This window comes from Actinoplanes octamycinicus (assembly GCF_014205225.1).
Classification (GTDB): domain Bacteria; phylum Actinomycetota; class Actinomycetes; order Mycobacteriales; family Micromonosporaceae; genus Actinoplanes; species Actinoplanes octamycinicus.
Window position 1 is genome coordinate 6,480,999 of sequence record NZ_JACHNB010000001.1, and the last position, 18,997, is coordinate 6,499,995.

12 protein-coding genes are annotated in these 18,997 nt (G+C 73.7%); 9 read left to right on the forward strand and 3 right to left on the reverse strand.

All coding sequences use genetic code 11. The annotated features are described in order from the left end of the window. On the forward strand, positions 1–702 hold the full coding sequence (locus BJY16_RS28755; protein ID WP_185042682.1) for a VOC family protein: 702 nt from the start codon (positions 1–3) through the stop codon (positions 700–702). Between the two features lie 2 nt (positions 703–704). Here the strand turns inward: BJY16_RS28755 and BJY16_RS28760 are convergent, their stop codons facing one another. Both BJY16_RS28760 and BJY16_RS28765 read right to left on the reverse strand, forming a co-directional pair. Then, the gene (locus BJY16_RS28760; RefSeq protein WP_185042683.1) at positions 705–1,682 is read right to left on the reverse strand and encodes a winged helix-turn-helix domain-containing protein; all 978 of its coding nucleotides are present in this window, start codon (positions 1,680–1,682) and stop codon (positions 705–707) included. A gap of 206 nt (positions 1,683–1,888) precedes the next feature. Beyond that, entirely contained in the window at positions 1,889–3,199 is a 1,311-nt protein-coding gene (locus BJY16_RS28765; protein WP_185042684.1) for an epoxide hydrolase family protein, read from the reverse strand. Between the two features lie 184 nt (positions 3,200–3,383). Here BJY16_RS28765 and BJY16_RS28770 point away from each other — a divergent pair, with 184 nt between their 5' ends. The 3 genes from BJY16_RS28770 (at position 3,384) to BJY16_RS28780 (ending at position 7,829) form a co-directional block, all read left to right on the forward strand. Then, the gene (locus BJY16_RS28770; RefSeq protein ID WP_185042685.1) at positions 3,384–6,092 is read left to right on the forward strand and encodes an ATP-binding protein; all 2,709 of its coding nucleotides are present in this window, start codon (positions 3,384–3,386) and stop codon (positions 6,090–6,092) included. 103 nt (positions 6,093–6,195) lie between these two features. After that, the gene (locus tag BJY16_RS28775; RefSeq protein ID WP_185042686.1) at positions 6,196–7,035 is read left to right on the forward strand and encodes an alpha/beta fold hydrolase; all 840 of its coding nucleotides are present in this window, start codon (positions 6,196–6,198) and stop codon (positions 7,033–7,035) included. Next, the gene (locus BJY16_RS28780; protein ID WP_185042687.1) at positions 7,032–7,829 is read left to right on the forward strand and encodes an alpha/beta hydrolase; all 798 of its coding nucleotides are present in this window, start codon (positions 7,032–7,034) and stop codon (positions 7,827–7,829) included. The genes BJY16_RS28775 and BJY16_RS28780 overlap by 4 nt, the downstream gene beginning before the upstream one ends. 45 nt (positions 7,830–7,874) lie before the next feature. Here BJY16_RS28780 and BJY16_RS48630 read toward each other — a convergent pair whose 3' ends face one another. Beyond that, positions 7,875–10,559 (reverse strand): helix-turn-helix transcriptional regulator, encoded by a 2,685-nt coding sequence (locus BJY16_RS48630; RefSeq protein WP_185042688.1) that lies wholly within the window; start codon positions 10,557–10,559, stop codon positions 7,875–7,877. Between the two features lie 195 nt (positions 10,560–10,754). Here BJY16_RS48630 and BJY16_RS28790 point away from each other — a divergent pair, with 195 nt between their 5' ends. The 5 genes from BJY16_RS28790 to BJY16_RS28810 all read left to right on the forward strand — a co-directional run bounded on the left by BJY16_RS28790 (position 10,755) and on the right by BJY16_RS28810 (position 18,873). Beyond that, entirely contained in the window at positions 10,755–14,897 is a 4,143-nt protein-coding gene (locus tag BJY16_RS28790) for a PAS domain S-box protein (RefSeq protein ID WP_185042689.1), read from the forward strand. Between the two features lie 33 nt (positions 14,898–14,930). Further along, the gene (locus BJY16_RS28795; RefSeq protein WP_185042690.1) at positions 14,931–15,524 is read left to right on the forward strand and encodes a TetR/AcrR family transcriptional regulator; all 594 of its coding nucleotides are present in this window, start codon (positions 14,931–14,933) and stop codon (positions 15,522–15,524) included. Positions 15,525–15,576: 52 nt separating this feature from the next. Next, complete coding sequence (locus BJY16_RS28800; protein ID WP_185042691.1) at positions 15,577–16,338, forward strand: MBL fold metallo-hydrolase; 762 nt, start codon at positions 15,577–15,579, stop codon at positions 16,336–16,338. Positions 16,339–16,433: 95 nt separating this feature from the next. Further along, positions 16,434–17,381 carry an ATP-dependent DNA ligase gene (locus tag BJY16_RS28805; protein ID WP_185042692.1) on the forward strand — a complete coding sequence of 316 codons (948 nt, stop codon included), beginning with the start codon at positions 16,434–16,436 and terminating at the stop codon, positions 17,379–17,381. Between the two features lie 445 nt (positions 17,382–17,826). Continuing rightward, positions 17,827–18,873: a LacI family DNA-binding transcriptional regulator gene (locus tag BJY16_RS28810; protein WP_203759081.1), complete on the forward strand. Its 1,047-nt coding sequence runs from the start codon at positions 17,827–17,829 to the stop codon at positions 18,871–18,873. The last annotated feature ends 124 nt before the right edge of the window (positions 18,874–18,997 follow it).

Below are 18,997 nucleotides of genomic sequence, written 5' to 3' on the forward strand. Positions count from 1 at the left end.
ATGACGGGGCGACGGCTGGAGATCCGCTTCGAGGTGGGCCGGCCGGCCGGCGCTGCGCGGTTCTGGGCCGGGCTGCTCGGGCGGGAGACGGTCGAGGAGGCCGGGGGCGTGCTGGTGCCCGGCGGCGACACGCAGGCCGGGCTCCGATTCGTCCCGGGTGGCGAGCCGCGGGTCGGGCCGGACCGCCTGCATCTGCACCTGACCAGCGCCACCGTCGCCGAGCAGCGGGAGACGGTCGCGGCGGCGCTGCGGCTCGGCGGGCGGCACCTCGACGTCGGGCAGCTGCCCGAGGAGGAGCACGTCGTGCTGGCCGACCCGGCGGGCAACGAGTTCTGCGTGATCGAACCGGGCAACACCTTCCTCGCCGGGTGCGGGCGGCTCGGCGAGGTGACCTGCGACGGGAGCCGGGCGGCCGGACTGTTCTGGAGCGCGGCGCTCGGCTGGCCGCTGGTGTGGGACCAGGACCAGGAGACCGCGATCCAGTCCCCGCACGGTGGCACGAAGATCTCCTGGTCGGGTACGCCGGGCGGCCCGGGCAGCCGGCGGAGTCTCGACCTGGTCCCGGGCGTCCACGATCACCGGCCGGCGGAGGTCGAGCGCCTGGTGTCCCTCGGCGCCACCACGCTGGGCGACACGGACGGCGCCGTCCTGCTGGCCGACCCCGACGGCGCCGAGTTCCGGCTGCTGACGCGGCGGAGCTGACCTCAACCACCCGGCCGGGCGGCGAGCTGGTCGCCCAGCGGGGTGCGCTGGTAGAGCAGCCGGCGGCCGGTGCGTTCCGCGCTCGCCAGCCCGGCGTCGCGGAGCGTCGTCAGGTGGTGCGACGCCGTGCCCGCGGCCAGGCCGAGCCGGGCGGCGACGTCGCCGGTGCTGTACGGGGCGGCGAGAAGCGTCAGCACGGCGGCCCGGGTCGGGCCGAGCAGTGCGGTCAACGGCGACGCCGCGGCGGGCTGCGGGTCTTCGGTCCACAGGTTCCCGAAGCCGCGCGGCGCGTACCAGAGGGTCCGGCCGCTGGGGGAGTCCGGCATCGCGTACACCTGGCTGCCGGCGAAGCCGGTCGGCAGCAGGGTGAGGCCGTGGCCGGTGGCGCCCCACCGGCCGTGCTTGTGCGGGTAGCGCAGCAGCAGCGCCGAACCGTTCCAGTCGAGCCGGGGGTGCAGCTCGTCGACCAGCGTCCGGGCACCGTGCTCGGCCGCCGCGCGAGCCCGGGTGGCGATCTCCGCCTCGGCGGCGGTCCGCAGTCGCAGCCACCACGGCTCGATCGCCACCGCGAAGTACGAACGGATCTCCGCCAGCAGCACGGTGAGGCCGGCCCGGGGGTCACGGGCGAAGCGGTCGACCTCCGGCGGCGCGTCGCGCCCGGCCCAGGCCGAAGCCACCTGCTCGGCGACGCGGTCGAGCGGGGTGGCGGCGATCTCGGCGAACTCCTCGGCCAGCGTGGGCCGGCCGGTGCGCGGCGCCGGGGTGAGGAAGTCCGGAGCGTACCCGTGCGGGCCGAGCAGCACGCCCCGCACCGTCGGCCAGCTGGGCAGCCGCGGGACCACCCGGGACCGCCACGACGCCCGCATCCACGCATCGGAGCCCTCGCGCAGCGCGAACACGCTGGCCACCACCTCGGCCATCGGCGAGTGCGCGAAGCGCAGGCCGGCCAGGTCCGCTGCCCGGAACTCCCACTCAATCATCGAAGTATTCGAGCACATTCGCCGAAAGCGTGCGCTGCCGTCCCGCCGGCCCAGGAGGGCTGCTGGGAGCAACGTCGGCAGCGCCTGGGGCGTACCGGAAACCGGTGTGACAGCAACCGCCGCGGACCTCGCGGCGGACAGCGGAATGCCGGGCCGGCGCGGCGGCGCCGGCCCGGCAGCAGAACCCGTCTCCGGTACGCCTGGCGTCAGCGGGCCGTGCGGAAGGCGGCGCGCAACTCGGCGGCGAACAGCTCCGGCTCCTCCCAGGCGGCGAAGTGGCCGCCGCGGGCCGGCTGGTTGTAGTAGTTCAGGGTCGGGTAGGCGGCGGCGACCCAGCTGCGCGGCGCCTGGAAGATCTCGCCGGGGAAGGCGCTGAAGCCGACCGGCACCTTGATCTCCGGGAGCGTGCCGCCGGCGCCGGGCTGCGGCTGCGCGCTCTCCCAGTAGATCCGGGTGGCGGAGACGCCGGTGTTGGTCAGCCAGTAGAGCGAGATGTTGTCCAGCACGTGGTCGCGGGTCAGGTTGCCGGCCGGCGCGCCGCCCAGGAACGCCTTGGAGATCTTGGTGTAGCTGTCGGTGTCGTGGTCGAGCATCCACGCGGCGAGCGCGGCCGGCGAGTCGGACAGCGCGTAACCGATCGTCTCCGGGCGGGTGCTCTGCTCGCTGATGTAGGCGCTGCCGGTCCGCTGGAACGCGGTGAGCGCGGCCGTCGCCGTCTTCTCCTCGTCGGTTCCGGCCGGGAACGGCACGCCGGCCAGCGCGGCGAGCAGCAGGTTCAGGTGGATGCCGGCCAGCCCGGCAGGCGCCAGCCGGCCCAGGGTGTCGGTGACCGCCGCGCCGACGTCGCCGCCCTGCGCCACCCAGCGGGGGTAGCCGAGGCGGTTCATCAGCTCGATCCAGGCGGTGGCGACCCGGGCGGCACCCCAGCCGGTCTCGGTCGGCCGGCCGGAGAAGCCGTAGCCGGGGATCGACGGGATCACCAGGTGGAAGGCGTCCGAGGCCCGGCCGCCGAACCGGGTCGGGTCGGTGAGCGGGCCGGCCGCGTCCAGGAACTCGACGATCGAGCCGGGCCAGCCGTGCGTGACCAGCAGCGGCAGCGCGTCCCGGTGCGGCGAGCGGATGTGCAGGAAGTGGATGTCCAGGCCGTCGATCTCCGTGGTGAACTGCGGCAACGCGTTGATCTTCGCCTCGAACCGGCGCCAGTCGTAGCGGGTCCGCCAGTACTTCGCGACCGCCTGTGCGGTGGCCAGCTGCACGCCCTGCGAACGGTCGGCGACCAGTTCGCGGGCCGGCCACCGGGTCGAGCCGACCCGGTGGGACAGTTCGGTGAGCCGGCTGGTCGGGATCTCCACCCGGAACGGGCGGATCCTGGCGGCGGCGCTGGTGGTGGTGGCGCCGGCCGCGGTGCTGCCCAGCGCGCCGGTGACCGTGGCGGTGGTGGCCACGGCGACACCGGCCGCGAGGCCGCCCCGCAGAACGGTGCGGCGAGTGGGCCCGGAAGCGTCGGTGGTGGGCATTGGTCTCCCCTTCGTGATCCGTTTCTCGGTACGAAGAATGGCCGCCGGACCCGGGCCGGCGAGCCAGGGAACACCACTGGTCGAACCCCGGGGCACCCCCGGCCCGTGGCCGAGTACGTATCCGTACGTACGCGATGACCGCCCCACGTTTCCTACGTTGGAAACGTCGACCGGGGGGTATGTCATGCGGTTCGCCATCCGTGGCCGGGACGCCGAGCTGGCCGCCATCGAGGATCTGCTGCATCGGGCGCGGGCCGGCCACGGCGCGGCGCTGCTGATCCGCGGCCACCCCGGGCTGGGCAAGTCGATGCTGCTCGGCGAGACCGGCCGGACCGCGACGACGGCGGGGATGACGGTCCTCACCGCCAACGGCGTGGCGGCCGAGTCGGCGTTGCCGTTCGCCGGGCTGCACCAGCTGCTCGCTCCGCTGCTGGGCCGCCCGGACGCCGGCGGCCTGCTGGCCTCGATGGTCCGCCCGGACGGCGCCCGGCCGGACCGGTTCGCGGCCGGTCTGGCGGTGCTCGGCCTGCTGCGCGAGGCGGCGGCCGGCACGCCGCTGGCCCTGCTGGTCGACGACGCGCACCGGCTGGACCCGGATTCGCTGGACGTGCTGGTGTTCGTGGCCCGGCGGCTGACCGCGGAGCCGATCGCGCTGATCCTCACCGCCGGCGTCCGGCACGACCAGGTGCTCGCCGGGACCGGGCTCAGCGAACTGCACCTGGCCGAACTGGACCGGGACGCGGCCCGCGCGGTGCTCGACGACCGGGTTCCGGCGATGGCGCCGGACCGCCGCGACCGGACCCTGGCCGCGGCGGCCGGACACCCGCTCGCGCTGGTCGAGCTGCCCGGCTGCCTGCCGGCCGTGGACTCCGCCGAGGTGCCGCTCTCCGAGCGCCTGCGGGAGGCGTTCGCCGACCGGTACGCGCATCTGCCGGAACCGACCCGCGCCGTGCTGGCCGCACTCGCCGCCGACGTGGACAGCCCGCCGGACGTGGTGGTCGCCGCGGCGAGCGCGCTGACCGGCGCCGCCGTGGACCTGGACAGCGTCCAGCCGGCGATCGACGCCGGCCTGCTGGAGATCCGGTCGCACCGGCTGCGGTTCCGGCAGCCGCTGGTGCGGCACGCCGTCTACCACGGCCTGCCGGTCGCCGAGCGGTTGCGGCTGCACGCGGTGCTGGCCGACCTGGTCGCCGACGACCCGGACCGGCGGGCGCGGCATCGTGCCGCGGCGACGCTCGGCCCGGACGAGCGGGCCGGTCAGGAGCTGGAGGCGGCCGCGGCGCGCGCCCTGGACCGCGGCACCCCGGTCCCCGCCGTCACCCACCTGGAACGGGCCGCCGACCTGACCCTCGACGCGGCGCGGCACACGTCGCTGCTGCTGCGGGCCGCGGAGGTGGCCTCGCAGCTGCACGACCGCAGCGAGGCGGCCCGGCTCGCGGCCCGGGCCGAACCGGTCCGGGGGACCACCGCCGACCGCGCCCGGCAGGCCCTGGTCGGCGACGTCGTCGACCCGGGCGACCTGCGCGACGAGGCGCGCATCGACGCCCTGTGCGAGCTGGCGATGGACGCCCACGAGGCGGGTGAGACGGATCTGGCCGCGGCGTTGTGCTGGCAGGCGGTGTCCCGCTGCTGGCGGGCCGGCCTGCCGGCCGAGGTCGGCGCGCGGATCCTGGCGGTGCACGGCAAGCTCGGGTTCGCCGGGGACGATCCGCGCAGCGTGGTGGTCGCCGCCTACGCCCAGCCCGACGTGCTGGGCGGCGAGTTGCTGCGCCGGCTGCCGGCGCTGGTCCCGGACCGCAGCGACATCGACGGCATGCACCTGCTCGCCGCCGCCGCGATGGTGCTCGGCGACCTGCGCACCGGGGTCTCCTTCCTGGGCACGGCGGTCGCCGGATACCGGGCGCAGGGACGGACCGCGTTGCTGGTCCGGGCGTTGTCCGCGACCGGCTTCCCGCGGCTGTGGCGGGGCCGCTGGCCGATGGTGCGCGCCGACCTGGACGAGGCGGAGGCGCTGGCCGCCCGGACCGGCGAGGTGTTCTGGCAGGTGGCCGCGCGGGCCGGGCAGGCGATGCACGAGGCGATGCGCGGTGACAGCGACGCCGCGGTCTCGCTCGCCGACCAGGTGCTGTCCAGCGCGCAGCTGACCGGTGTCCGGTCGGTGACCGCCGTCGCCCAGCACGCCCGGGGCGTCGCGGCGAACGCGTCCGGCCGCTACGACGAGGCCTTCGACCTGCTCGTCCGGATGTTCGACCGGACCGACACCGCGCACCATCCGGACCTGTCCGGGTGGGCGCTGCCGGACCTCGCCGACGCCGCGCTGCGCACCGGCCGCGGCCGGGAGATCGACGACATCCTCACGGTGGCCACGGCCCGCGCGGCCCGCTTCCCGTCACCGATGCTGACCCGATCCCTTGCGTACGCCGTGGCGGTGCTCACCCCGGACGACGCCGCCGACGACGCGTTCCGCGAGGCCCGCGCCGCCGACCTCGCCGAGTGGCCGGTGCACCGGGCGCGGCTCGACCTGGCGTACGGCACCTGGCTGCGCCGCCGCAAACGGATCCTGGAGTCCCGGGCACCGCTGCGGGCCGCCCGGGACGGCTTCGACGCGCTCGGCGCCGCCGCCTGGGCGCGCCGGGCCCGGGAGGAGTTGCGCGCGGCCGGCGAGGAGGACCCGGCCGCCGGCCGCGGCGCCGCCGAACTGCTGACCGCGCAGGAGCTGCAGACCGCGATGCTGGCGGCGGCCGGGCTGAGCAACCGGGAGATCGCCCAGCGACTGCAGCTGTCCCCGCGCACGGTCGGCTCACACCTCTACCGGATCTACCCGAAACTGCAGATCAGGGGGCGGGCGCAGCTGCGGGCGGCACTGAACGGCCAGGCCCGCGACGATGGCTGACCGACTCCGTACGGTCAACTTACTGATTCGTGACCGCAGCCGGTCCGGCAGCGTGGGGTCCACACGCGAGCGCCACCGCCGACCTGATCCGAAAGGCTGCCCGATGAGCTACGTGACCACCGCTGACGGTACACAGATCTTCTACAAGGACTGGGGCGCCGGCCGTCCCGTGGTGCTCAGCCACGGCTGGCCGCTGAACTCGGACAGCTGGGAGGCGCAGCAGCTCTTCCTGGCCGACCACGGCTACCGGGCGATCGCCCACGACCGGCGCGGGCACGGGAAGTCCACCCAGAGCTGGCACGGCAACGAGATGGACACCTACGCCGACGACCTGGCCGCCCTGCTCGACCACCTGGACCTGCGCGACGTCACGCTGGTCGGCTTCTCCACCGGCGGCGGCGAGATCACCCGCTACATCGGCCGGCACGGCACCGCCCGGGTCGCCCAGGCGGTGCTGGTCTCCGCGGTGCCGCCGCTGATGGTGCGCCGCGACGACAACCCCGGCGGCGTACCGATCGAGGTCTTCGACGGGATCCGCGCGGGCAGCGCTCAGGACCGCTCGCAGCTCTACCAGGATCTGGCCGACGGGCCGTTCTTCGGCAACAACCGGCCCGGCGCCAACATCTCGCAGGGCATCCGGGACGCGTTCTGGCTGCAGTCGATGGCCGCCGGGCACCGCAACGCCTACGAGTCGATCGCCGCCTTCTCGGCCACCGACTTCCACGACGACCTGGCCACGTTCGACGTGCCGACGCTGGTCATCCACGGCGACGACGACCAGGTGGTGCCGTTCGAGGTGGGCGGCAAGGCGTCCGCGGCCCTGGTCAAGGGCGCCGAGCTGATCGTCTACCCGGGCGCGCCGCACGGCATCACCGACACCCACAAGGAGCGGCTCGGCACCGACCTGCTCACCTTCCTCTCGTCCTTCGGAGCGACCGCATGACCACACCGGACACGATCGTCCTGGTCCACGGCTTCTGGGTGACCCCGCGCAGCTGGGAGCACTGGATCGCGCACTACGAGAACAAGGGCTTCCGGGTGCTCGCCCCCGGCTACCCCGGCTTCGAGGTCGAGGTCGAGGAGCTCAACGCCAACCCGGACATCATCACCGCGGTCACCGTCCCGGCGATCATCGAGAAGATCGAGAACGAGCTGCGGACCCTCGACAAGCCGCCGATCATCATGGGGCACTCGGCCGGTGGCGCGTTCACCCAGATCCTGCTCGACCACGGCTTCGGCGCGTCCGCCGTGGCGCTCAACTCGGCGCCCACCGAGGGCGTCCGGGTGGTGCCGTTCTCCCAGGTGAAGTCGACGCTGCCGGTGCTGCGCTCACCGGCCAACCGGCACAAGGCGATCGGCCTGACCCTGGACGAGTGGAAGTACGCCTTCACCAACACGTTCAGCGACGAGGAGGCACAGGCCCTCTACGAGCGCTACCACGTCCCGGCCAACGGCGGCATCCTGTGGGGCAGCGTGCTGGCCAACTTCCAGCCCGGCCACCAGGACACCTGGGTCGATTACCGCAACGACAACCGGGCGCCGCTGCTGTTCGTCTCCGGCAGCGAGGACCACATCATGCCGCCCGCGGTGCAGCGCTCCAACGTCAAGCACTACGTGTCGAACACGATCACCGAACACGTCGAGTACGAGGGGTACGCGCACCTGCTCCCGGCCCAGAAGGGCTGGGAGGAGATCGCCGACTTCGCCCTCGACTGGGCGCTGCGCCACGCCCGCTGACCCGGATCGAGCCCGGCCGGCGGTGCCGAGATCCGCCCGCCGGGCTCAGGACGTCCCGGTGAAGCGGCTCAGCTCGGCGCGGGACCGGATGCCCAGCTTCGGGAAGATCCGGGACAGGTGGGTGGTGACCGTGCGCCGGGACAGGAACAGCCGCTCGGCGATGTCGTTGTTGCTCAGGCCCTCGGCGGCCAGCCGGGCGATCTGCAGCTCCTGCGGGGTGAGGCTCTGCGCGGCGTCGACCGGCTTGCGCAGGGTCTCCCCGGAGGCGCGCAGCTCGGCCCGGGACCGGTCGGCCCAGGCCGTGGCGCCGAGCGCGTCGAACGTGGACGCCGCGGCCCGCAACACCGGGCGGGAGTCCGCGGCCCGCCGGTGCCGCCGCAGCCACACCCCGTAGGCGTGCTGCAGCCGGGCCCGGTCGAACGACCACTCCGCCGGGATCTCAGCGATCGCCATGTCGTAGGCCTCGGCGGTGCCGGCCAGCGCGGCCTCGGCGTACCGCAGCCCGGACAGCAACGCCGGCGAGGGGCACTGGGCCGCGACCGCCCGCATCTGGGCGGTCAGCTCGCGCAGCCGGTCCAGCGCCCCGCACCAGACCGCGGCGTCGGCCAGGTGCCCGAACAGCAGGAACCGGGTGTACGGGTGATACGCCTGGTCAGCCGGGTCGAACACCCGGCAGAACTCGCGGAACGCCTCCTCCGGACGTCCCTCCGCCAGCGCCGCCACACCGCGGATCTGCTGGACCAGGGCCAGCAGCGGGAAGCGCCGGGCGGGCACCAGCACCGCCTCGGCGGCGTCGGCGAGCTTGACCGCCTTCTCCGTCTCACCGCGCAACGCCTCGGCGAAACCGGTGGCCATCACCGCGCTGAGCCGCCAGCTGTGTTCACCGGTCTCGGTGGCCAGCAGCTCGCCCTCGGCCGCCAGGGTCAGCGCGGAACGGGCGTCGCCGAGGTAGGCCGCGTTCGTCGCCTGCGAGATGAGGATCTTGCTGAGCATGCCGAGGCGTCCCTGCACCCGCAGGCCGGCGGCGGCGACCGTGGTGAGCGCGTTGCCCAGGGTGGTGGCGCCCAGCCCGTTCGCGGTCAGCCCGAGCGCGAACTGGAAGTGCGGGACCAGGCGGTCGGCCGGCTGCAGCTCGGCCATCTTGCGCAGGCACCAGGCGCCGCGGGTCATCGGCGCGATCAGCCCGAGCACGGCCACCAGCCGGGGGTCGTCCGGCGCGGCGCCGGCACCCTCCACCGCCGCGACCAGCCGGTCCACGATCTCCGGCGGGGGAACCGACCAGTACACGCGGACCCCGATCGCGGTCAGGGCGTGGAGTGCCGCGTCGGCGTCCCCGTCGCGGCACATCACCTCGATCGCTTCCGCGAAGGCCGTCATCCGGTCCGAGCCGGACCAGCCGGTGTCCAGGTAGACCTCCCGGATCAGGCCGTACAGGGCCCGGTCGGCGAGGCGCAGGTCCTCCTCCCGGACCTGCTCCAGCAAGCGCACCGCGTTGGCGGTGTCGCCCTGCTCGGCCGCGATGTCGACGGCGGCGACCAGCCGGCGGCCGCGCCCGGCCGGATCCTGGCTCAGCCGGACCGCCTGCTCGAACGCGGCCACCGCGATGGCCGCCGCCTGCCGGTGCCGAGCCTGATGCGCGAACTCGGTGAGCTCCTCGGCCAGCTGCTCGTCCGGGCCGGCCGCGGCTGCCGCCCGGTGCCAGATCTGGCGGGCCGGGTCGGCCGCGACCGTCTCGGCGAGTGCGGCATGCGCCCGGCGGCGCTCGGCCGGGGCGGTCGACTGGTAGAGGGCGGAGCGCAGCAGCGGATGCTGGAACCGCAACCGGAACCGGTCGTCGACCTGGACCAGCCGGGTCGCCACGGCCGGCTCGATCACGTCCGGGCCGATGTCGTCGCCGGTCATCCGGCGGCAGGCGGCCACCAACTCGTCCAGGTCGTCGCCGTCGTCGTGCGCCGCGATCACCAGCAGCGCCCGGGTGGCCAGCGGCAACTCGGCCACCAGGCCGGAGAAGGTGCGCTCCACCCGGGTACTCAGCGGCAACCAGGCCGGCAGCAGCGCGCCCGCCCCGGACCGGGAAACCGCCCGGCCCAGCTCGACCAGGCCGAGCGGATTGCCGGCCGCCTCGTCCAGGATCCGCTGCCGCAGGGTGACGCTCAGCGTCGGGGCGACCTCGGCGAGCAGGGCGATCGCGTCCTCGGGCAGCAGCGGATCCAGCCGGATCTCGGGCAGCCCGGCGCCGGCCAGCCGCCGGTCCACGTCCTCGCCCTCGCGCACGGTCAGCACCATCGCGATCCGGTCCGCGCCGAGCCGGCGGGCCACGAAGCTCAGCGCGTCCCAGCTCGCCGTGTCCAGCCAGTGCGCGTCCTCGACGGCCAGCAACAGCGCCGCCTCGTCGGCGCTCTCGCTGAGCAGGTCCAGCAGCAGCGCCGCCGCCCGGTAGGGCAGCGTGTCCGGGGCGTCGAGCACCGCCTTGGCCGCCCGGCCCAGCTCCGGTGCGCTGCGCAACAGCCGATGCAGCCCCGCATAGGGAACGTAGACCTCGGCCTGCACGCCCGCGGTGGACAGCACCCGCATCCCGAGCCGGCCGGCCCGCTCGGCGGCGTACTCCAGCAGTGCCGTCTTGCCGATGCCGGCCTCGCCGCGCATCACGGTCATGCCACCCGAGCCCGCTCCCGCCTCAGCGAGAAGGTCGTCCAACGCTCGTAGTTCGCCCCGCCGCCCCACGATCACCCAGAAATGCTATGTGCTCGATGGGCGCCGCCGGTTCCCACGGACGGCGCGCCCAAACCAGCAACGCCTGTGATCTGCGGCATAGATGGGCGCGGTTGCGGGCGTCGCTTACTCGGACGTCGACATGGTCTTCGGCGCGCCGCGAGGGCTGCCGAGTGACCTCACGGATGCCGGGATTCGGCCGAACGGGGTGGTATGAGTGTCGGGTTGCTGGGGCGGCTGGACGAGCTCCCGGTGGAGTTGTTCGCCGACAGCCCGGTGCCGAAGGTGCTGGTCGGCCTGGCCGGTGCGCGGGCCGGGCGGCTCGTCGAGGTGAACCGGGCGTTCGCCGGCCTGCTCGGCTACGAGCGGTCCGAGCTGGTCGGCCGGACACTGCTCACGGTGACCCACCCCGACGACCGGGACGCCGGGGCGGTGCTGCTGCGGCTGGCGGACGGGGAGCAGTCCTCGTGGCAGGGGCAGCGCCGATTCGTACGCAAAGATGGTCTGACGGTCTGGGGTCTGGTCACGATCAGCGTGCTGCGGTCGGCGTCGGGGGCGCCGCTGGAGCTGCTCGTCGAGCTGGTCGACGTCAGTGCGGACCGGCGCAACCAGGAGCTGCTGGACGTGCTGATCGCGGCCAGCCCGGACCTGCTGGCGCTGACCACGCTCGACGGGACCGTGGTGCGGGTCAACGCGGCCTGGGAGCGGATCCTCGGCTGGAGCGAGGCGGAGCTGGCCGGCACGAAGCTGGCGGCGCTGCGGCATCCCGACGACGTGGACGACGTGCGCGACGCGGTCGCCGAGGCGGTCGCCGGCAGCCGCATCCCGGTGGCCGGGCGCCGCTGGCGCTACCGGGGCCGGGACGGCGGCTACCGCTGGGTGCAGTGGACCGGGGCGGTCGCCGCCGAGCACCAACTGATCGTGGCGACCGGCCGGGACGTCACCGACACCGTCGCCGCCGAGCGGGCCGCCGCCCGGGACGCGGACCGGCTGCGGATCACCATCGGGGTGCAGCGCGAGATCACCGCGGTCGCCCAGGACCGGGACGCGGTCCTGCGGCTGATGGCCGACCGGACCCTGCAGGTGCTGCCCGCCGGGGACGCCGCCACGGTGCAGACCGTCGACCGGGACAGCGGCGTGCTGCGGGTGATCGCCGGCACCGGGCGGCTTCCGGAGCATCCGGTGCCGCCGCTCCCGCTCACCGGCTCCCTGGCCGGCCTGGCGGTCACCAGCGACACGACGCTGCGCTGCGACGACGCCGCCACCGACCCGCGCGTCAGCCGGGCGCTGGCCCGCGACACCGGCACCGGTTCGCTGGTGGTGGCCCCGCTGCGGGCGCCGGGCAGCGCCCCGTTCGGTGTGCTGATGGTCGGCAGCGCCCGCCCGGGAGCCTTCGACGACGGTGACGAGCAACTGCTGACCCTGCTCGCCGACGCGCTCGGCGCGGCGCTGCGGCACGCCGAGGACAGCGCCCAGCGGCTGGAGCTGCTGCGGTGTGCCCGCGCCGCCGCGCGGGACCTGGAGCGGGAGCGAAGCCGATTCGCCGAGGTCTTCGACAACTCGCCGGTCGCCAAGCTGGTGGTCGGGCTGCGCGACGCCGACCGCGGCGTGATCCGGCTGGCCAATCCGGCGTTCTGCGAGCTGTTCGGCTACTCCGCCGCGGAGGCGGCCGGCCTGCACTTGGCCGACCTGGCCCGGCTGGACCGCGCGGCGGAGTTGGAGCAGGCGCTCAGCACGCTCGCTTCCGGGGTGCGCCGGCGTGGCCAGCGCGAGACCGAGCTGCGGCGCCGCGACGGCAGCATCGTCGCGGTCGCCGCCCGCACCTCGGTGATCACCGACGAGCACGGTCCGGCGTCCGCGGTCATCCAGCTGCTCGACATCACCGCCGACCGGGCCGCGCAGCGGGCCGCCGACCGGGAACGCGACCGGCTCACCACCACGCTCGCCGTCCAGCGCGAGGTCATCGCGGCGGCGGCCGACCGGGACGCCGCGATGCGGGTGGTCGCGCACCGTGCGGTGCCGCTGTTCGCGGCCGCCGACGGCGCGGTGGTCGAACTGCTCGACGGTGACGAGTTGCGCTACGCCGCCTGCGCCGGCACCCTGGCCCGGTTCACCGGCACCCATGTCCCGGCGGCCGGGTCGCTCAGTGGCAGCGTGGTGGCCACCGGCACGCCCGCACACTGCGCCGACACCGGGACCGATCCGCGGATCAACGGGGCGCTCTGCAAGGCGCTCGGGATCGGGTCGATGCTGATCGCGCCACTGCACGCCGGCCGTACCGTGATCGGCGTTCTCAAGGTCTCCGCCACCCGGCCCGGCGCCTTCGACGACACCGACGAGCAGCAGCTCGCGCTGCTCGCCGACAGTTTGAGCTCCGCGCTGCGCCACGCTGACGACGCCGCCCGCAACGCCGCCCTGCTCGCCGAGCGTACCCAGGCCCTGGCCGACCTGGAGGTCACCGAGAAGCGCTTCCGGATGATCTTCGACCACAGCCCGATCGGGGTCACGCTGGCCAGCATGCAGCCGGCCGATCTCGGACGATATCTGCAGGTCAACCCGGCGATGACGGCGATCACCGGCTACTCCGCCGACGAGCTGACCGGGATGACCTTCGCCGACCTGCAGCACCCGGACGACGTCGCCGGCACCCAGGGCATGGTCCAGCGGCTGTGGGACGGCGAGATCGACTCGCTGGCCACCGAACGCCGCTACCGGCACAAGGACGGCCACACCATCTGGGCCGCGGTACGGGTCGCCGTGGTCCGGGACGATCGCGGCCGGGCCCGCTACGTGGTGAACCAGGTCGAGGACATCACCGCCCGGCGCGCCGCCGAGATCCAGCTGCGCCAGCAGGCCCGGCTGCTGGAGCTGATCCCGGCCGCGGTGATCGTCCGCGACCTGGACGGCACGATCCGCTGGTGGAACGCCGGCGCCACGCAGCTCTACGGGTGGGCGCCGACGGCCGCCGCCGGCAAGGTCACGCACCGGCTGTTCAGCACGATCTTCCCGGACGGCGAGAGCGGGGACACCCAACGCCGGGCGTTGGCGGAGACCGGCCACTGGAGCGGCCAGCTGCGGCACGTGACCGCCACCGGCCGGCTCGTCACCGTGCTCAGCGACCAGGTGATGCACCATCCCGAACCGGACACCGGCGGCGCCCACCCGCCGCAGATCTTGGAGATCAACACCGATGTCACCGCCGCCCGGGCCGCCGAGCAGGCCCTCGCCGACAGCGAGCAGCGGCTGCGCGCCCAGTTCACCAACTCGGCCGCCGGGCAGGTCATCCGGGCGCTCGACGGCACCCTGATCGACGCCAATCCGGCGTACGCCGGCATGCTCGGCTACACCGTCGCCCAGCTCGCCGGGATCACCGAGCAGGACCTGCTCGACCCGGCCGAGCTGCCGGAGAACCGGCGACGGGTGGCCGGCCTGTTCGCCGGGGACGCCGACTCCTACACCCGGCAGGGCCGCCTCAAGCACGCCGACGGGCACTGGGTCGACGTCGAGGCGACCGTCTCGCTGGTCCGCGACCACGAGGGCCGGCCGCAGCACCTGATCGGGGTGGTCACCGACATCTCGGCCCGGCGTGCCGCCGAACGCGCCCGGGACGCCGCCGCCGCGGCGCTGGCCGAGCGCAACGCCGAACTGGAAGCCGCCAACCAGCTCAAGCTCGACATCATCGGGATGCTCGGCCACGAGATCGGCAATCCGCTGACCACCATTCTGGGCAACGCCGACCTGCTCGCCGACGGCTCGCCGGCGCTGTCCGAGGAGCAGCGCGGCCGGGCCGTGGAGGCGATCGCCCGGCAGGCCGACCGGCTCGACGGGATCGTCCGGGAGGTGCTGGCGCTGGTCACCATCGAGGCCGGCACGATCCGGGCCGACCGCGGCGAGCTGGCCGTCCGCGACGCGGTCGGCGAGGCCCTGGCCGCGGTCGGCCGGGACGACCTGCCGATCGAGGGTCCGGACGCGATCGTGCTCTTCCACCCGGGTCACCTGCAGCAGATCCTGGTCAACCTGCTCTCCAACGCGGCGAAGTACGGCGGCGGCGCCACCGCCGTCCGGCTCGCGCACACCACCGTCGAAGGCGAGCCCGGCCTCGACATCACCGTCGAGGACAGCGGCCCGGGCGTGCCGGACGAATTCCGTGACCGGCTCTTCGACCGGCTCACCCGCGCCGACCGGGACGCCACCACGGTCCGGGGGACCGGCCTCGGCCTCTACATCGTGCGTGGGCTGGCGCAGGCGAACCACGGCGACATCCGGTACGAGCCGAACCCGGCCGGCGGGTCCCGGTTCGTGCTCCGCATGCACCGGGCCGCACCGTACTTGACCGATCAGTCAACCGAGTTCTAGATTTGACCGGACGGTCAACTGGGAGGTCGGGGCATGGCGCGGGACACGCGGGAGCGCATCGTCGCGGTGGCACGCGACCTGGTCCACGGTGCGTCGCTCGCCGAGGTGAGCACCGAGGACGTGTGCAAGGCCGCGGGCGTGCACAAGGGCAGCCTCTACCACTTCTTCCCGTCCAAGGAGGCGCTCGGCGGAGCCGTCCTGGACCACAACTGGGACATGATGCACGCCGTGCTGGAGGAGTCGTTCGCCGACGACGTGCCGCCGCTGGAGCGCGTCGACCGGTTCGTCGACAGCTTCGTGCGGATGCTCACCCTCATGCGGGAGCGGTTCGGCGCCACGCCCGGCTGCCCGCTCGGTGGCCTGGCCGCCGAGGTGGCCGGGCACGGCGACGAGGGGCGGGCTCGGGCCGGGCGGGTGCTGGCCGGCTGGATGGGCTATTTCGCGACGGCGATCAGCGAGGCGAAAGGGCGGGGCGACGTGCCGGCCGACGTCGACCCGCGCCTCGCCGCGACCCGGGTGCTGGCCCTGATGCAGGGGCTCACGCTGCTCGCCAAGGCGCACGACGACCCGGGGATCGTGCTGCTGGCCAAGGCCGACATCCGTTTGCTGCTGCGCGCCTCCGGGTGAGTTTTCCCTGGCCACTGACTTGACCGATCAGTCAACTTCGTGAGGAGAGTCCATGTCGACATCCGTACGTGCCATCCCGGTCGCGGGCCGGCACTCGATCAACGCCTATCTGCTGCTCGGCCGCCGGCCGATCCTGGTCGACGCCGGCGTCCCGGGCAGCGGCCGCAAGATCGTCGACGGCATCGCCGCACACGGCGTCGACCCGGCCGACCTGGCGCTGATCGTGCTCACCCACGCGCACATCGACCACTTCGGCGCCGCGGCACACGTGCGCCGCCTGACCGGGGCGCCGATCGCCGCGCACCGCGCCGACCTGGAGCCGTACCGGGCCGGCCGGGCGCGCGAGCCGTACCTGCCGACCGGCCCGTTCGGCGCGCTGCTGAGCCGGCTGCCGGCGCTGCACCACACCACCCAGGCGGTCGAGCCGGACCTCGTCCTGGACGGCCCGCACCGGCTCGACGACCTGGGCGTCGCCGCCCGGATCATGCCGACGCCCGGGCACACCGCGGGCTCGGTCTCGGTGCTCACCGACGACGGCGACCTGGTGGCCGGTGACCTGATCGCCAGCTCGTTCCTGGGCTCGATCACCGGCCGCCCGGCCAACCCGCCGTTCCACGACGACCGGCTCGCCAACCTCGCCAGCCTGCGCGCGATGCTCGCGCTGCAGCCCGCTTCGCTGCACGTCGGTCACGGCGGGCGGCTCGACCCGGCGCGGGTGGCCCGGTGGGCCGAGCGGGAACAGCGGCGGCTCGACCGGCTCGCCGCCCGGGGCCGGGTGCGCCGGCGGACCGAGCCGCTCGAGGCTGCTGGCTGAGCAAACGCCTGCGGGGCGGCCGGGGGCGTCCGTACCGTTCCAAGTGATCATGCTTGGAACGGGGATGTCCGCTGCTCACGCCACCTGTCGAACCGATGCGGGCGGTGCCGGCCGCCGGCCTGCTGGCGCCGCACACCCGGGGCACCCCGCAGTACGAGATCAAATGGGACGGGTGGCGGTGCCTCGCCTTCTGCGGCGACCGGATCCGGCTGCAGTCCCGGCAGCTCAACGACCTCACCGGGCACTTCCCGGAGGTGGTCGCCGCGCTCGGCGCCGCGCTGCTGCCGGACACCGTGCTCGACGGTGAACTGGTCGTCTGGGACCCGGCCAGCGGGCGGACGTCGTTCACCGCGCTGCAGCGGCGGGTCCGGTCCGCGGCGGCGCCGCCCGCCAGCTACGTGGTGTTCGACCTGCTGCAGGTGGACGGGCACGAGCTGGTCGACCGTCCGCTGCTGGAACGGCGGATGCTGCTGGAGGAGCTGTGCGACGGGCTGGCCGGCATCACGGTGTGCCCGGCGACGCGGGACCCGGACGAGGCGCGGGGCTGGTTCGACGAGTACAGCGCAGCCGGCTGCGAGGGGATCGTCATCAAGGACCTGACCAGCCGGTACCGGGCCGGGGCGCCGGGCTGGTGGAAATGGAAGCGGCGGACCACGACGGAGGCGCTGGTCGGGGGAGTGGTCGGCAGCCCGCGCGATCCGGTGGCGTTGCTGCTCGGCCGGTACGCCGGGGACGGGACGTTGCGCTTCGTCGGGCGGACCGTGGTGCTGACGGCGGCCCAGCGCGCCGGGCTGGCGCCTGAGCTGCGACCGGCCGGGACGAGCTGGTGGCCGCAGCCGTTGCCGGCCGCCTGGACGTGGAAGAAGCCGCAGGCCTACGAACCGGTCGAGCCGGTCGTGGTGGAGATCGCCGTCGACGAGGCGTTCGAGCAGGGGAGGTGGCGGCATCCGGTCCGCTACCTGCGCGTACGAGCGGAATTGCATCCATCCCAACTGCCTCTGTGGACCCCGGATGGTGATTTGGCCAGGCCAATGGGCCACTAGCGTCTCACCATCAGGGGACAGACGTCGTGCATGCCGCCCGGGAGGGGCTGTCCGGCTCGGCTGTGCCCGGTAGGCCTTCGCTACAGAAAGGACCGACAAGGCTCGCCGCGGAACTTGCTGTTCGCCAGGTGGGAGCCGCATGCGACGCACAGCAACCACGGGACTGGCTCTGCCATTGCCAAATCGTTTGCGCAACTGCCGTAACGTTTCGATAACAACGGACACCTGCGTGTTGCTCCCATCACGCAACGGAGGGACCGTCTCGGTTGTAAGCCTTGCCAAAACGATTTGGCGGAATGATGAGCCTCTTCGGACCGGCGGCCGGAACACCGCCACGGAATGCCATCACCCGGTCAGGGTTGCGTCTGGCCGGGCGGTACTGTAGCGGTGGCCACGCCGCATTGACCCAACGGCGGGCAGGCGGGCTACGATCTTCGGTCCCGGCGTGGAGTACTTCACCGGGGGGGACATGCCGAAGGTCGGGATGAGTGACGTGGCGGCGGCCGCGGGGGTCTCGGTTTCGACCGTGTCCGTGGTGCTGAACCGCGTCAAGTCGGCGCGTGTCCATCCGCAGACCCGCGAGCGGATCTGGAAGGCAGCCAACGACCTCGGATACATGCCGAACGGAATGGCTCGGGGGCTGCGTCTGCAGCGGTCGCATCTCATCGGGTTCGTCAGCGACTTCGTCGCGACCACGCCGTACGCCGGCAATATGATCGTCGGCGCACAGGAGGCGGCCCTGCCGACGGGCAGGCTCCTGATGGCGGTCGATACCAGCGGCGACGCCCGGTTGGAGGAGACCGCACTTACCTCTCTGCTGCAGCAGCAGGTCGATGGGGTTCTCTACGCGGCGATGTACCACCGCAGTCTCACCGTGCCGGAATTGCTCGGCGGAACTCCGACTGTGTTGGTGAACGCGGTCGCACAGAGTTCAACGGTGTCCTCGGTGGTGCCGGACGAGCAGGGCGGCGTCCGGCTCGCCGTCACCGAACTGCTCGATCACGGACACCGGCGGATCGGCTACGTCGACTGCACCGACCGCATCCTGGCCGCCCCGCTCCGCCGACGGGCCTATCGCGCGACGCTGCGCAAGGCCGGCATCGTGCCGGACCCGGCTTGGACGGCGGTCGAGCCGCCGACCTCACGGGGCGGGTATCGAGCCGCCCTGGACATCCTGCAGCGGCCGAATCGCCCGACCGCCCTCTTCTGCTATAAGGACACCATGGCCGTCGGTGTCTACCAGGCCGCGCACACGCTGGGGCTGCGCATCCCCGATGATCTCTCGATCATCGGGTTCGACAATCTAGAACTCCTTGCGGACAACCAGTTCCCCGGCCTGACCACGGTGTCGCTTCCGCATCACGAGATGGGCGCCTGGGCTGTCCGGCAGTTGATCGCAGAGATCACCGATCCCGCGACCACGCCTCAGCAAACCAAGATTCTTGGCACGTTGTACCGGCGTGACTCGGTGGCGCCCCCGTCCGGCGCCTGACGCACGTTCAGCTCCTCCGATCACCCGCCCGCCCTGCTGATCCGGCGCGGGCCTGCGGGCTACCCAAATCGAGGTATGTCATGCGCATTCGGCTATATCGGCGCCGAACGACACGCGTCGTGGC

Bases quoted from the DNA above. Each gene is read 5' to 3' on its own strand.
- BJY16_RS28805 (WP_185042692.1), top strand. From the start codon at position 16,434: ATGCGGGCGGTGCCGGCCGCCGGCCTGCTGGCGCCGCACACCCGGGGC.
- BJY16_RS28765 (WP_185042684.1), bottom strand. From the start codon at position 3,199: ATGCCCACCACCGACGCTTCCGGGCCCACTCGCCGCACCGTTCTGCGG.
- BJY16_RS28780 (WP_185042687.1), top strand. From the start codon at position 7,032: ATGACCACACCGGACACGATCGTCCTGGTCCACGGCTTCTGGGTGACC.
- BJY16_RS28790 (WP_185042689.1), top strand. From the start codon at position 10,755: ATGAGTGTCGGGTTGCTGGGGCGGCTGGACGAGCTCCCGGTGGAGTTG.
- BJY16_RS28800 (WP_185042691.1), top strand. From the start codon at position 15,577: ATGTCGACATCCGTACGTGCCATCCCGGTCGCGGGCCGGCACTCGATC.
- BJY16_RS28775 (WP_185042686.1), top strand. From the start codon at position 6,196: ATGAGCTACGTGACCACCGCTGACGGTACACAGATCTTCTACAAGGAC.
- BJY16_RS28795 (WP_185042690.1), top strand. From the start codon at position 14,931: ATGGCGCGGGACACGCGGGAGCGCATCGTCGCGGTGGCACGCGACCTG.
- BJY16_RS28755 (WP_185042682.1), top strand. From the start codon at position 1: ATGACGGGGCGACGGCTGGAGATCCGCTTCGAGGTGGGCCGGCCGGCC.
- BJY16_RS28760 (WP_185042683.1), bottom strand. From the start codon at position 1,682: ATGATTGAGTGGGAGTTCCGGGCAGCGGACCTGGCCGGCCTGCGCTTC.
- BJY16_RS28770 (WP_185042685.1), top strand. From the start codon at position 3,384: ATGCGGTTCGCCATCCGTGGCCGGGACGCCGAGCTGGCCGCCATCGAG.